Annotated in this window: 10 protein-coding genes; 2 read left to right on the top strand and 8 right to left on the bottom strand. The window is 59.5% G+C overall.

Annotated elements, in window-relative coordinates:
- The first annotated feature begins 5 nt into the window (after positions 1–5).
- Both N7578_RS05750 and N7578_RS05745 read left to right on the top strand, forming a co-directional pair.
- Complete coding sequence (locus N7578_RS05750; RefSeq protein ID WP_311109329.1) at positions 6–2,699, top strand: sensor histidine kinase KdpD; 2,694 nt, start codon at positions 6–8, stop codon at positions 2,697–2,699.
- Complete coding sequence (locus N7578_RS05745) at positions 2,696–3,391, top strand: response regulator (RefSeq protein ID WP_311109328.1); 696 nt, start codon at positions 2,696–2,698, stop codon at positions 3,389–3,391. Before N7578_RS05750 ends, N7578_RS05745 begins: the two co-directional genes overlap by 4 nt.
- Here the strand turns inward: N7578_RS05745 and cysG are convergent.
- The 8 genes from cysG to N7578_RS05705 form a co-directional block, all read right to left on the bottom strand.
- Positions 3,361–4,839 carry a siroheme synthase CysG gene (cysG, locus tag N7578_RS05740; protein WP_311109327.1) on the bottom strand — a complete coding sequence of 493 codons (1,479 nt, stop codon included), beginning with the start codon at positions 4,837–4,839 and terminating at the stop codon, positions 3,361–3,363. The genes N7578_RS05745 and cysG overlap by 31 nt on opposite strands.
- A complete protein-coding gene (locus tag N7578_RS05735) occupies positions 4,811–7,468 on the bottom strand; it encodes a molybdopterin-dependent oxidoreductase (RefSeq protein ID WP_311109326.1) in 2,658 nt (885 codons plus the stop codon). Before N7578_RS05735 ends, cysG begins: the two co-directional genes overlap by 29 nt.
- A gap of 2 nt (positions 7,469–7,470) precedes the next feature.
- Complete coding sequence (nirD, locus tag N7578_RS05730) at positions 7,471–7,806, bottom strand: nitrite reductase small subunit NirD (protein ID WP_311109325.1); 336 nt, start codon at positions 7,804–7,806, stop codon at positions 7,471–7,473.
- 5 nt (positions 7,807–7,811) lie between these two features.
- On the bottom strand, positions 7,812–10,259 hold the full coding sequence (nirB, locus tag N7578_RS05725; protein WP_311109324.1) for a nitrite reductase large subunit NirB: 2,448 nt from the start codon (positions 10,257–10,259) through the stop codon (positions 7,812–7,814).
- Between the two features lie 5 nt (positions 10,260–10,264).
- The gene (locus N7578_RS05720; protein WP_311109323.1) at positions 10,265–11,062 is read right to left on the bottom strand and encodes an ABC transporter ATP-binding protein; all 798 of its coding nucleotides are present in this window, start codon (positions 11,060–11,062) and stop codon (positions 10,265–10,267) included.
- 14 nt (positions 11,063–11,076) lie between these two features.
- Positions 11,077–11,970: a nitrate ABC transporter permease gene (gene ntrB / locus N7578_RS05715; protein ID WP_311109322.1), complete on the bottom strand. Its 894-nt coding sequence runs from the start codon at positions 11,968–11,970 to the stop codon at positions 11,077–11,079.
- Positions 11,971–12,061: 91 nt separating this feature from the next.
- Positions 12,062–13,354 carry a CmpA/NrtA family ABC transporter substrate-binding protein gene (locus N7578_RS05710; RefSeq protein WP_311109321.1) on the bottom strand — a complete coding sequence of 431 codons (1,293 nt, stop codon included), beginning with the start codon at positions 13,352–13,354 and terminating at the stop codon, positions 12,062–12,064.
- Positions 13,355–13,735: 381 nt separating this feature from the next.
- The gene (locus N7578_RS05705; protein WP_311109320.1) at positions 13,736–15,028 is read right to left on the bottom strand and encodes a CmpA/NrtA family ABC transporter substrate-binding protein; all 1,293 of its coding nucleotides are present in this window, start codon (positions 15,026–15,028) and stop codon (positions 13,736–13,738) included.

The following is a 15,028-nucleotide window of genomic DNA, read 5'->3' as shown; positions in this document are numbered from 1 at the left end:
TACGGATGCCACCAAACGAGCGAGACGATACGAACCGCCCCGATCCCGATGCACTGCTTGCCCTGGCGGAGAAAGACCGCCGGGGCAAGCTGACGATTTTTTTAGGTGCGGCCCCCGGCGTCGGCAAGACCTATGCGATGCTCAACCGTGCCCAGCGCCTGAAGCGCGAGGGCACGGATATCGTTGCGGGTCTGGTGGAAACGCACGAGCGCAACGAAACATCCGCCCTGCTCGAAGGCCTGGAAATCTTGCCGCGCCTTGTCGTCTCCTATCGCGGCAAGACGCTCGAGGAATTCGACCTCGATGCTGCGTTGGCGAGACGGCCAAGCATCATCATCGTCGACGAACTGGCGCATTCCAATCCGGAGGGCTTCCGCCATCCGAAACGCCATCAGGATATCGAGGAACTGATCGCCGCCGGGATCGACGTCTGGACGGCGCTCAACATCCAGCATCTCGAAAGCCTCTCGGATCTTGTCTCGCAGATCACCGGCGTCAATGTGCGTGAGCGCATTCCCGACACGGTGCTGAAGCGTGCCGATGAGGTGCTGCTGGTGGACCTGCCGCCGGCGGAGCTGATTACCCGGCTTCAGGAAGGTAAAGTCTATCTTCCGGCAAGTGCCCGTCGTGCTGCCGACCGTTTTTTCCGCCTTGGCAACCTCACCGCCCTGCGGGAGCTCGCTCTACGACGCACCGCAGACCGGGTGGACGATCAGATGATCGACTACCTGCGCCAGAATGCCATCGAAGGGCCTTGGGCAACGGGTGAGCGACTTCTGGTCTGTATTGGACCGGATGCTCTCTCCGAAAAGGTCGTGCGGGTTGCAAGCCGCCTCGCCTCCGGCCTCAACGCGCCATGGCTCGTTGTCAGTATTTCCCGCGATGACCGGGAAACGATGGACGAGGACGGCCTTCGCCGTATCGATGAGACATTCCGCCTGGCCGAGCAGCTTGGTGCTGAAACCAAACGCATCACCGGCAATGATTTCGTTACTGAAATCCTGAAGCTTGCCCGGCGTGAACATGCAACCCAGATCGTCATCGGATCGCAGAAACGCGCTTGGTTTCGCCTCCCCTTCCGGACGCGTCTGGCCGATGCCCTGACGCGGGAGGCCAGCGGTATCGGTCTGCATCTTGTCACGGCAGACGACAAGATTATGCCGAAGCCGGCGACCAAGCCATCCCGACCGCGGATATCGGCACTTGCGACACCGTTTGGCATTGCAGCACTGTCCGTTCTGCCTGCAATCCTGGTCGGCACGGTTATTGATCGCCTCGTTTATCTGCCTAACGTCTCGCTGCTGTTCCTGCTGGCCGTTCTGTGTGCTGCGACCTATGCCGGGTTTACCGCCGCAATATTTGCGGCGCTGCTCTCGGCACTCGGCTATAATTTTTTCTTCATCACCCCGCGGTACAACTTCACCATCGCCGCGCCGCATGAGGTCTTCGCCCTTTTCGTTTTTATCGCTGCCGCCATTCTGGCAGGCAGCCTTGCATCACGAATCCGCGAACAGGCCAACATGGCGCGCTCGCGCGCGTCGGCCATGCAGGCACTTTATGACTTTGCTCGCAAGCTTTCCGGCACAGCCGATGTCGATGAGGTTCTGTGGGCGTCCGTCACGCAATTGCAGGCGGGTATCCGCCGAAATGTAGTCCTTTTGCGGCCGAACGGTGACGCGCTGGAAACGGCTGCGGCATGGCCACCGGATACGGAGCTTGGCGTCACGGAAATTGCCGCTGCGCGCTGGGCGAACGAGCGCAAGGAACCTGCCGGTTCAGGCACCGGCACTCTGCCCAACTGCCGATTCCAGTTCAGACCGCTGACCAGTCCGCATGGCGTCGTCGGCGTCTGCGGTTATGAAGTCGGTGAGGAACCGCTCGACTCCAATGCCGAGCGCATGCTGTCCGCAATCATCGACCAGACGGCAACGGCCATAGACCGCGCACGCCTTTCCTCCGAAAGCGCCCAGCAGGCCGCCCGGCTGGAAAGCGAGCGCTACCGGGAAGCCTTGCTGTCGTCCATTTCGCACGACCTTCGCACGCCGCTGGCAACGATCACAGGCGCGGTGACGAGCCTGCGCGAACTCGGCGACCGCATGCCACCGGAAAGCCGTGACGATCTGCTTCAATCCATCGAAGAGGAAGGCGCGCGGCTGACCCGCTTCGTTGCCAACCTGCTCGATATGACGAGGATTACCGCCGGTACGCTCAAGGCAAAACGTGAATGGGTGGATGTCAGCGACGTCATCCGCCTGGCGACGGAAAGAGCACGTAAGTATTTTCCGTCGCAGCCGTTTGAAACCGGCATCGCAACGGATCTGCCATTTCTGCGTGGCGACAGCGTTCTGCTTGAACAGGTCCTCTTTAATCTGCTGGACAATGCCGCCAAATACGGTGGTGGCGAGCCCGTAAACGTCTATGCGCGAAAGGACGGCAAGGAAGTGGTGGTTTCCGTAACCGATCTCGGCAAGGGAATTCCCGCCGCCGATCTCGACCGGATCTTTGAAAAGTTCTATCGACGCTCCAAAGCGGATGGCCGCGCACCCGGCACCGGGCTTGGCCTTTCCATCGCACGCGGTTTCGTGGAGGCGATGGGCGGGCGCGTTCATGCCGAAAGCCCGGCTGTTCGCAAAAAAGGAACACGCATCGTGATGCGGTTTCCGATAGAGGAAAAGAACCCGGATAAGGCAGCACCATGACACTTGGCCGAATTCTTGTCGTTGATGACGAACCGCAGATCAGGCGTTTCCTGCGACCGGCACTCGCGGCTGCGGGTTACGAGGTCGTAGAAGCCGAAAATGGTGCGGACGCCCTGAAAGCTGTCGCCACGGCTGCCCCCGAAATCGTCATTCTCGACCTAGGCCTTCCGGACATGGACGGCAAGGACGTGATCACGAGTCTGCGCGGCTGGTCGACCATCCCGATCATCATTCTTTCTGCTCGCGACCGCGAAACGGAGAAGATCGCTGCACTCGATCTCGGCGCCGACGATTATATCGAAAAGCCATTCGGCATAGGTGAACTGACGGCACGTATCCGCACTGCGATGCGCCATCGCGGCAATGATAGCAAGCCGCTCTCGGTCATCCATGCGGACGGGCTCACGGTCGATATGGTGCAACGGCTCGTTTCTCGGGACGGCAACCCGATCCGTCTCACGCCGAAGGAATACGATCTTCTGGTGCTTCTCGCCCACCATGCCGGACGGGTCGTCACGCACCGCATTCTGCTGACATCCGTCTGGGGACCGGCGCATGGTGACGACCTGCATTATCTGCGCGTCTTCATCGGCCAGTTGCGGCAGAAGATCGAACGCGATCCGGCGGAGCCGAAAATCGTGCAGACCGAGCCGGGCGTTGGTTATCGCCTCATCGTCGATGCGGACCGGTGATATATTGGCTGGCCAAGGTCGACCGGGACCGCAGCTTTCGCACCGAACGCATCACCTATTCCGATAAGGATAGGCTCGTTGACACCAAGCTCCTCCACGGCCTCGGGCAGCTGCTCCAGGATTCCCTGCCAGCGCTTTTCGTTCTGGCGGCTGACTGATGTCATGATCGCCACGGGCGTGGAGGCGGGCATACCATGCGCCAGAAGGGACGACTGAATGCCGGCAGCCGTGCGTCCACCCATGTAGAAAACCGTCGTCACCGAAGGGTCAGACAGTGACTTCCAGTCGATATTGCTGGGCAGTTTTCCCTGCCGCGAATGGCCTGTGATGAATCGGACCGACTGGGCGTGATCGCGATGCGTCAGCGAGAGGCCCAGCCGGGAGGCCATGGCGCTTGCCCCCGTGATGCCCGGAACGACCTCGACATTAATGTTTTCCGCCCGTAGCGCGGCGATCTCCTCACCGGCTCGTCCAAAGATCATGGGATCGCCGGACTTCAGCCGCACGACCCGCTTTCCGGCCTTGGCGAGCCGGATCATCGTTTCGTTGATGTCTTCCTGCTTGCAGCTTTCGCGCCCGCCGCGCTTGCCGACCAGCATTCGTTTCGCCTCGCGCCTTGCCAGTTCCAGAACGTCGTCCGACACCAAATCGTCGAACATGATGACGTCTGCGGCCTGAAGCGCACGCACAGCCTTTAGCGTCAAAAGCTCGGCATCGCCCGGGCCTGCACCAACAAGCGTAACCTGCCCATGTTGCGGACGCACGGAATGGGCCTGATGTTCGATATCGCCGAGCAGCCGCGCCTCGACATCACCGTCCGGGCTTTCGGTGAAAGCATGGTCGACGAATTTCTCCCAGAAGGAACGGCGGACGTTTCCGGGTGAAAGCCGGATATTCACACGCTCGCGGATAGCATGAGCGAGTGCGCCCCACTGTTTCAGCGTGTGTGGCAACAGGGTTTCGATTCGTCGACGGATCGCCTGCGCCAGAATGGGTGCTGCGCCATCCGTCGAGATCGACACGACGACCGGAGAGCGGTTGACTATGGAGCCGAACTGAAACTGGCAGAACTCTGGCTTGTCGATGACATTGACCGGCACGCCTGCGGTGCGCGCCGCGTGGTAAAAGTCTGCGGCCTCCTCATCCGTCTCGCAATCCGCCAACGCCAGTTCGGCGTTTTCAAATATCCCTGAATGCCAGTGGCAGTCATGCAACGTCAGTGCAGGCGTCGCGGCGATCAGCGCTGCGAATGTCTGCGAGAGTCCGGTTCCCTGGCAATAGACGTGGACGTCCGCGCCACAGGCGGCAAGAAGCTCGGCCTTCCACGCAGCTCCGTCCGATCCACCCGCCAGAACAACACGCTTACCCTCCAGCCCCCAGAAGACCGGAAGCTTGGCCAGCTTTTCCATTCTCGCCGGTTCATTCCGCTGCGGTTTTAAGGCATCCATCGATGATCCCCCTGATCTCGGCGCGGCAGGAGCCGCAATTGGTTCCCGCATTCAGCGCCTTGCCGATGGCTTCGACGCTGTGGCAGCCATCCCGGATCGCTCCGGTAATCTGGTTCACCCCGACATTGAAGCAGGAGCAGACGGTGGCACCCGGATCAGGCCGCCCCGCGCCCGGACGCCCCGCAATCAGCGCAAAGCGCATGCGCAGATCTTCATGGCGGGCGGAAAGCTGCGATATCGCCCAGTTGCGGGCAACGGCCACAGGCGTTTTGGCAATAAAGAGTGCCGCCAGCAGCGTTTCGCCGTCAAAAAAGGCAAGCCGCACGTCGCCGGTCTGGCGGTCATTGTAACCAAGCGGCTCGATCCGTACATCAAGACCGAAAGCGGTGCGTGCCCACGCGGTCCAGTCCTCCGGCAAGCTTTCAAAGGCAAGCTCCATGCGATACCCTCCTTCCGCTTTCGCCACAGCCCAGTAGCGACAACCGAGCGTTTGCGGACGCTTGCGGGAAATCGCGAAACCATAGGCGGCGGCATGGAAGCGGGAGGCTTTGACCGCAACGTTTTTCGAAGCAGGCTGACCGGAATGGGGATCGGTCACGGGTGCGACGAGCGTATCGATGCGCGCCAGCGAGGCGAACTGATCGTTCCAGTGCATTGGCGCGAAGACCGAACCGCGTGCCTGACGTTCGGTGACCAGCGCACGCAGCAGCACCGTTCCGTGTGGGCTTTGCAACGTCACAAGGTCGGCGCTTTCGATACCGAGAGATTGCGCGTCGCGGGGGTGAAGTTCGACAAAGGGTTCGGCGATGTGCGCCGTCAAACGTGCGCTTTTGCCGGTTCGTGTCATCGTATGCCATTGGTCGCGAATACGGCCGGTGTTCAGCGTTAGTGGATAGTCTGGCGACGCATCGCGCGGCTGCGGCAGGGCGGTTGAAATGAACCGCGCCTTGCCATCGGCATGATAAAAGCGGCCATCGGCAAAAAACCGGGTTTCCGCCGCATGCGTGCCCTCGGATTTCGGCCACTGGAAAGGTGCCATATCGTTGTAGGACGCGGGGTCGATATTGGTGCAGGCGCCGATATCGAAATCGCGACTACCTGCATTTTCGAAGCTTGAAAGCGCAGCATGCTCACCGAAAATCGCTGCCGGATTCGTAAAGGAAAAGGCGCTCCCGAAGCCCATACGACGGCCAACTTCCGCCAATTGCCACCAGTCGGCCTTTGCCTCCCCGGCTGGAGCTAGAAAGGCGCGTTGGCGAGAAATGCGCCGTTCCGAATTGGTAACGGTGCCGTCTTTTTCACCCCAGCCGAGCGATGGCAACAACACATGCGCGTGGCGAGAGGTATCGGTCGTAGCCATGATCTCGGAAACGACGACGAAGGGGCATTGGCTGATCGCTGCTTCAACGATCGACGCATCCGGCATGGAAACCACAGGATTGGTGGCCATGATCCAGAGCGCCTTGATGCGGCCATCCGCCACCGCCATGAAAAGATCGACTGCCTTCAATCCGGGTTTATCCGCAATGATCGGCGCCTGCCAGAAGCGCTGCACGCGATCTCTATCTTGCGGATTTTCCAGCGCCATGTGCGCCGCAAGCATATTGGCAAGCCCGCCGACTTCGCGCCCGCCCATGGCATTCGGCTGCCCGGTCAGCGAAAACGGCCCCATGCCGGGCTTGCCGATACGGCCGGTCGCCAGATGGCAATTGATAATGGCGTTGACCTTGTCCGTGCCCGAAGACGATTGGTTGACGCCCTGGCTGTAGCAGGTCACGACATTTTCGGTCGCTTCAAACAGTTCGTAAAAGCGAATAAGCTCGGCAATCGTCAGGCCCGTGGCTTCGGCGATTTCGGACAGGCTGTGTTCGCTTGCGGCTTCCACGGCAGCATCGAAACCCGCCGTGTGGCTGTTCACATAGGTCCGGTCAACCGTAGAACCAGCCGCCAGATAACCCAGCAAACCGGCAAACAGCGCGACATCGCCATCGGGACGAATGGAAAGATGTATATCGGCAATATCGACCGTCATCGTCCGGCGCGGGTCGATGACCACGACCTTCATCTCCGGACGGGCAGCTTTTGCAGCAGCAAGCCGTTGATAAAGCACCGGATGGCACCATGCCAGATTGGAGCCGGTCAGGATCACCAGATCTGCCAGTTCCAGATCCTCGTAAGTGCCCGGCACCGTATCCGACCCGAAAGCGCGGCGGTGACCGGCAACGGAGGACGACATGCAGAGACGGGAATTCGTATCGATATTGGCCGAGCCGATGAAGCCCTTCATCAGCTTGTTGGCGAGGTAATAATCCTCCGTCAGCAATTGGCCTGAGACATAAAAAGCAACCGAATCAGGTCCATGTTCGGCAATGGTTTCGGAAAATTTCGAGGCCACGAGGTCAAGCGCTTCACTCCATCCCGTCTGGCGGCCAGCGACCATAGGGTGAAGCAGCCGCCCTTCCAGATCGATGGTTTCCGCCAGAGCCGACCCCTTGGAACAGAGCCTGCCGAAATTGGCCGGATGTTCGGGATCGCCCTTGACCGCTACTGCACCGTTATCGGCAACGGTGGCGATAACGCCGCAACCGACGCCGCAATAGGGACAGGTGGTCTTGACCTCTTTTGCCATGGTCACTCCGCCGCCATCATCAACGCCTCGATCGCTATGGAAAGCTGCCCGTCGAGATTGCGGACGGGAACGGTTTTCACCTCACCCTCATCGGCTCCCTGCGCTTTGCCGGTTTCCAGAGAAATGACCCAATTGTGCAGCGGACACGTCACCGAAGCGCCATGCACGATACCTTGGCTAAGCGGGCCGCCCTTGTGCGGGCAGTGGTCTTCGATGGCAAAGACCTGATCCTCCGCCGTGCGGAACACGGCGATCTTGCCCATCGGGGTTTTCACGCAACGCGCGCCGCGCAGCGGAATGTCGGAAATATGACCGATATCGATCCAGTTTCTGTCCATCTGCTTCACTCCGCTGCCTGATTGAAACCGAGCGTCGCCATCGGCTTGAACTCGTGTTTGTCATGACCGGATACGCGCTCTGACCATGGATCGACCTGCGCGAATTTCTGGCTGAAGACGAAGCGCTCGTAATAGCCCTTGCGCCTGTCCGCATCGCCCATGATCTGGCGGCGGATTTCGTCGTAGCCGATGCGCTTGGCCCACTTGTAGATGCGTTCCAGATAACGTGCCTGTTCGCGGTACATCTGGGTCAGCGCCACAATATGCTCCAGCGCCTCGTCCTCGGTCGGAACCAGCCCCAAAACCTCCGTACCCTTGATGTCCAGACCCGCAGCGCCCGCGAAGTGGATTTCGAAACCGGAATCGACACAGATCACGCCGATATCCTTGCAGGTCGCTTCCGCGCAGTTGCGCGGACAGCCTGAAACGGCGAGTTTCAGTTTCGCCGGTGTCCACGAACCCCACATAAACTTCTCGATGCGGATACCAAGCCCGGTGCTGTCCTGCGTGCCAAACCGGCACCATTGTTCACCGACACAGGTTTTGACGGTGCGAAGCCCCTTGGCATAAGCCTGACCGGAGATGAAACCGGCCTTGCCGAGCTCAGCCCATACGGCGGGAAGGTCTTCCTTCTCGATGCCGAGAAGGTCGATACGTTGACCACCTGTCACCTTCACCAGAGGAATCTCGAACTTATCGACGACATCGGCGATGGCACGCAGTTCACCCGCATTGGTGACGCCGCCCCACATGCGCGGGACGACGGAATAGGTGCCGTCCTTCTGGATGTTGGCGTGAACGCGCTCATTGATGAAACGCGACTGGTAATCGTCGGCATATTCATCCGGCCAATCGCAGACGAGATAATAGTTGAGCGCCGGGCGACATTTGGCGCAGCCACAGGAGGTCTTCCACTCCAGCTCCTGCATGACGGCCGGAATGGTTTTCAGACCCTTGGCCTTGATGAGACGGCGCACGTCGTCATGGCCGAGATCCGTGCATTTGCACATTGGTTGAACGGCGGCGGGATTGTAGCTGTCGCCGAGCGTCAGCGTCATCAACTGCTCGACAAGGCCCGTACAATTACCGCAGGAGGCGGACGCCTTGGTGTGGGCGCGCACATCATCCAGCGATGTCAATCCCTTCGACGTAATGGTCGAGGTGATCTTGCCCTTGCAGACGCCGTTGCAGCCGCAGATTTCCGCATCATCCGGCAAGGCTGCAACGGCCGCCATAGGGTCCAGCGGGGACCCTCCCTGATAGGCTTGGCCAAAGATCAGGGTTTCGCGCATGGCGGAAATGTCGGTGGCCTTCTTCATCAGATCGAAGAACCACGAACCATCTGCCGTTTCGCCATAAAGAACCGCACCGATAATACGGTTTTCCTTGAGGATCAGGCGCTTGTAGACACCAGCGGTGGCATCGCGCAGAACGATTTCCTCGCGGTCGTCACCTTCGGCAAAATCCCCCGCGGAGAACAAATTGACGCCTGTAACCTTGAGTTTCGTATTGGTGACAGAGCCGTGATATTCGGCATGACCGCCAGTCAGGCGGTCGGCCAGCACCTTGGCGCTTTCGTAAAGCGGCGCGACGAGGCCGTAGCATATACCGCGATGTTCCGCGCATTCTCCCAGTGCGTAAATCGAAGCGTCAGATGTCATCATGCCATCGTCCACCACGATACCGCGGTTAACGGCGATCCCTGCCTCCTTGGCAAGTCCGGCAGCAGGGCGAATACCGACTGCCATGACGACCATATCACCCTTGATGACGCGGCCGTCTTCCAGTTCGATACCTTCAACCTTGTCTTCACCGAGGATGCGCTTGGTGTTGGCCTTGGTGATGATGTCGATGCCGCGCTCGTTCAGTGCCTTTTCCAGCAGATAGGCTGCTGCCGGATCAAGCTGGCGCTCCATGATCGTCGGCATCAGGTGGATGACCGTGACATCCATGCCCTGACGCTTCAGGCCATAGGCGGCTTCGAGGCCGAGAAGACCGGCGCCGATAACGATGGCGCGGCCCTTGCCCTTGGCGATCTCCAGCATTTTCGTGACGTCATCGAGGTCGCGATATGGTAGCACACCGGGCAGTTGGTGGCCGGGAACCGGAATGATGAAAGGCAAGGAGCCGGTGGCGATGACCAGCTTGTCGTAGGAAACGGTAATGCCGTTTTCGCTGGTGACGGTCTTCTTGTCGCGATCGATCTGCGAAACCTTCGCGCCTTTGTGCAGCGTGACGTTGTTTGCCGCATACCATTCGTCATTGTGAATGATGATGTCGTCATAGGCTTTCTCGCCGGAGAGGACCGGGGACAGCATGATGCGGTCGTAATTGACGCGCGGTTCGGCGTTGAAGATCGTGACGTCGTAAAGGCCGGGGGCCGTTTCGAATAGGTTTTCCAGCATGCGCCCCGGCGCCATGCCATTGCCGATGATGACGAGTTTCTGGGCCATAGGCGTTACTCCGCGGCTTCGACGAAGCGATGACGTTCGTAGAGGAACTTCAGCACGGCTTCGCGGCATTTGAGGTAGGTCTTGTCGGATGCAAGCTCGATGCGGTTGCGCGGCCGCGGCAACGGCACGTCAAGCACTTCACCGATATGGGCGGCAGGACCATTGGTCATCATCACGATGCGGTCGGAAAGCAGCACGGCCTCGTCGACATCATGGGTAATCATGACCATGGTGTTGCCAAGCCGGGCATGGATTTCCATCACGGCATCCTGCAGATGCGCCCGGGTCAGGGCATCCAGCGCGCCAAACGGCTCATCCAGCAAAAGGATCTTCGGCTCCATCGCCAGCGCGCGGGCAATACCGACACGCTGCTTCATGCCACCGGAGATTTCAGACGGTTTCTTGTCCTTGGCATGCGCCATCTGCACGAGATCCAGATTGCGCATCACCCACTCATGCCGCTCGGCTTTGGTTTTGGTTCTGCTGAAGACTTTCTCAACGGCGAGATTGACGTTTTCGTAAACAGAAAGCCAAGGCAGCAGGCTGTGGTTCTGGAACACGACGGCGCGCTCCGGTCCCGGCTCGTTGACCTCGCGGTTCTCCAGCAGAACGGCACCCGCCGACACCTTCGTCAGACCGGCGATAAGGTTGAGCATCGTGGACTTACCACAACCGGAATGGCCGATCACGGAAACGAACTCGCCCTTGCCAATAGTAAGGTTGATCCCTTTCAGCACCTCGGCACGGCTGCCGCCTTTGTCGAAATATTTGTCGATATGATCGAGCTTGAGATAGGCGTTCATAATATTCCGTCCTCTCAGTTTGCCGCAGCGCCGCGGGTGATGACTTTGCCGAGTGCCGCCACCAGCTTGTCGAGCACGAAGCCGACGACGCCGATGTAGGCGAGAGCGACGATGATGTCGGGCAGGCGCGACGAGTTCCATGCATCCCAGATGAAGAAGCCGATGCCGACGCCACCCGTCAGCATTTCAGCGGCGACGATGGCGAGCCATGACAGGCCGACGCCGATACGCAGGCCGGTGAAGATGTAAGGTGCGGCGGATGGCAGCATGATCTTGAAGAAGAACTCGATCTGGTTGAGCCGCAGCACCTGCGCGACGTTGCGATAATCCTGCGGAATGTTGCGCACGCCGACAGCCGTGTTGATGATGACCGGCCAGATGGAGGTGATGAAGATCACGAAAATCGCCGAGGGATTGCTGTCCTGGAACGCAGCCAGCGAAAGCGGCAACCATGCCAGCGGCGGCACGGTGCGTAGCACCTGAAAGATCGGATCGAGGCCGCGCATTGCCCAGATCGACTGGCCGATGATCGCGCCCGTCACGACGCCGACGATAGCCGCCAGCCCGAAACCGTATGCGACGCGCTCGAGCGACACCAATACTCGCCAGCCAAGGCCGATATCCTGCGAGCCGAAGTTGAAGAAAGGCGAAACGATGAGGTCATAGCTTTCTTCAAAAACCTGGCTTGGCGGCGGCAGTGATGCACCGGGGGCGGAACAAAGCACCTGCCAGATGCCGAGCATAACGATCAGCACGACCATCGGCGGGACGATGTTGCGGGCAGCGGCAGCGGCCCACTTTTGCAGATGAAAACGCTGTGCGGGCTTGGCCGATAACGTCACCACATTTGCTTTCTGCGCAGACGGATTCTGCGGCTGTTCTTTGAATTTCCGGGCCAATGCAGTCATTTGCAATTCCTCTGGATTTCGGTTGTGGCTGAGGTCTCGCCCCTCACCCTGCCATCAATCAGCAGGGAAGGAGCGAGACCGCGACTCCTCCTCAGGAGGCTGCCTTGATGGAAAGACTGTCGAGATAGGCCGAAGGATTTTCCGGATCGAAGACCTTGCCGTCGAAGAAGGTTTCCTTGCCGCGCGATGTGGACTGCGGAAGATCCGCAACGCCGAGTTCCTTCGCAGCCTCGCGCCACAGATCTTCGCGGTTGACCTGCCCGACGAGCGCCTTGATGTCGGTATCGGGTGCAAACTTGCCCCAGCGAATGTTTTCCGCGATGAACCAGCTGTCGTGGCTCTGGAACGGATAGGAGGCATTGTCCTGCCAGAATTTCATCTGCAGGCCGGTGTTTTCCAGAGTTCGGCCGTTGCCGTAATTGATGTTGCCCTTGAGACGACCGAGCACATCCTTTGGCGGCACGTTGAACCATTGGCGTTTGCCGAGGATGGCCGACATTTCCTCCTTGTTGTCCATGCTGTCGCACCATTGCTGGGCCTCCATCACGGCCATGAGCAGGGCTTTCGTGGCGTTCGGGTTCTTTTCCACCCAGTCGGCGCGCATGCCGAACGCCTTCTCGGGGTGGCCCTTCCACAGTTCACCCGTGGTACAGGCCGTGAAGCCGATGCCCTGATTGACGAGCTGCTCGTTCCATGGCTCACCCACACAGAAAACGTCCATGTTGCCGACCTTCATGTTGGCAACCATCTGCGGCGGAGGAACGACAATGGTGGACACGTCCTTGTCGGGATTGATGCCACCGGCTGCCAGCCAGTAACGAACCCACAGATCATGCGTGCCGCCAGGGAAGGTCATGGCGGCCTTGATTTCCTTGCCTTCGGCCTTCTTCTTTTCAAAAGCGGCCTTCAGCTTCGAGGCATCCAGCTGTACGCCCGTTTCGGCATATTCCTTGGCGACGGAAATTCCCTGGCTGTCGAGGTTGAGACGCGCCAGAATCGTCATCGGCACCGGCACATTGTTCTGTGTCACTTTGCCGGTATGCATGAGGTAGGGCATGGGGGTAAGGATGTGCGCACCGTCGATACCGTTTGCCGCACCGCCGAGAACCAGATTGTCGCGCGTTGCGCCCCAGGATGCCTGCTTGAGCACTTCGACATCGGGCATGCCATGTTTGGCAAACAGCCCCTTTTCCGCCGCCACGATCAGCGGTGCGGCATCGGTCAGCGCGATGAAGCCGATCTTCGCACCTTTCACCTCTGGCTCAGCGGTGGCGGCAAAGGCGCCGGACGGAAAGGCTGAACGGACAGCGGTGACGAGGGCGGCTGTGGCCGTAGTCCTCAAGATGGTGCGGCGGCTGATGGAGCCCGAGAATATTTTGGTCATCCGCATGTTCCCCTTGTCTGGCCACTCTTGGGAAGTGACGTTCTTGTTTGCGAAAAAAGCCGGAAATAAAAAAACGCCGCTCGGTGTTTGCACCAGCGGAGCGTCAGAGCGATCCGGGCAGCAAAACCTTGCGACGTCGATGTCTTTAAAAGCGCATATCACGCGCTTCTCTCACCCCGGTCGCCGTTGACCGGTGCGTTTTTAGAGAAGCAATTGGCGTGCCACTTTAGAAGAAATGAAATAAGTTACTGTATATAAAGTTTTATTTCTTTACTTTCGTGCACCGTCCATTTTTTAATCAGCAGCACTTGTGCCTCACATTTGCGCAGCAGCAAAACAGCCACGCTTTAAATTTGCGCACGTCACAACACTCGGCGGCAATCAGACATCGCTGCCAGACACGGAAATGTTGGCTGCGCTTCGCACGGCAAACCCTTTTACGTAACCCTCGATATCGGCGGGGTCGAAAACGAAACCATCGAGAAAACGGTCGCCAGCCTCCACACCTTCGACCCGGATATCAGCATCGACCGGAGCACTGGCATCACCAAGCGCACGGCGATATATATCCGGCCTGTAGGCTGACGCCGCCGCCGTGATACCCGCATCAGAGTAAGCCACCTGCCCCCACCGGATCATCTGGCTATAGATCCACAGCGCCTGTGACTGCCGCGGATAATTGGCGTTACCAGCGTGGAAGGAGAAATAATTGTCGATCACCCGCCGGTTACCTTGGCTGTCGATACTGAATTCACCGGCAAGAACGCGGCGAATGATGTTTTCAGGCGCATCGATATAGCGCGGATCGGCGAGCGCCCGGCTGAGGTCGTCATGGTTTTCCGGTTGGTCGCACCACTTGGCGGCGGCATCCAGCGCGATCAGCAGGCGCGAGACTGTCTCCTGCTGGCTATCCGCCCATTCGGGCCGCATGCCGATGACCTTTTCGGGAGCGGATGGCCACAAGTCCTGTTTGGCGGCGACAATCCTGCCAACGCCACGCTCGGCAGCGACGATATTCCAGGGCGCACCGACGCAGAAACCGTCGATCGCGCCGGCCGCCAGCGCATCCGACGTCAAGGGTGGAGGCACGACCACAAGCTTCACGTCGTGATCGGGATGAATTCCGCCGGCCGCCAGCCAGTAGCGGAATTCATAGTTGTGCGAGGAGAACGGATAGGTCATGCCCAACGTGGGCGCAGGTTCGCCGTGCGCCCGCATATCATCGAGCACCCGTTTCAGCGCCTGCGCATTTTCAAGCGCTCCCGCTGCTTCCGACAGACCGCTTGAGGCCTTCATCCGCGCGAAAAGCCGGGTCGACAAGGTTATCGCATTGCCGCCGCGACCGAGGGAAAAGGGCGCGATCGTCGGGGATGGGTTGGAGCCGAGGTCAAGCATGGACGCGACCGGCATGGGAGACAGCATATGGGCGATGTCGAATTGCCGGAATGCCAGCCGGTCACGCACATTCGCCCAGGACACATCCTTGACAAGATCGAGCGTCAACCCCTCGCGCTTGGCAAAACCGAATTCGGCAGCGGCAATCAGGACCGACGCATCGACCAGCGGAATGAATCCTGCACGCAGGGTTCTCTGCCGGTCGTCGCCGATGACTGCGGGAGCGGCAGTTTCAGCCACTTCGCCATCCTTCCCGGATTTCGTTCCATGCGCAGTCAT

Source organism: Agrobacterium tumefaciens (assembly GCF_031801495.1).
In the GTDB taxonomy this organism is placed as follows: Bacteria; Pseudomonadota; Alphaproteobacteria; order Rhizobiales; family Rhizobiaceae; genus Agrobacterium; species Agrobacterium tumefaciens_K.
The sequence above is the reverse complement of the archived record's forward strand: the minus strand, read 5'-3'. Positions and strand labels throughout refer to the sequence as shown.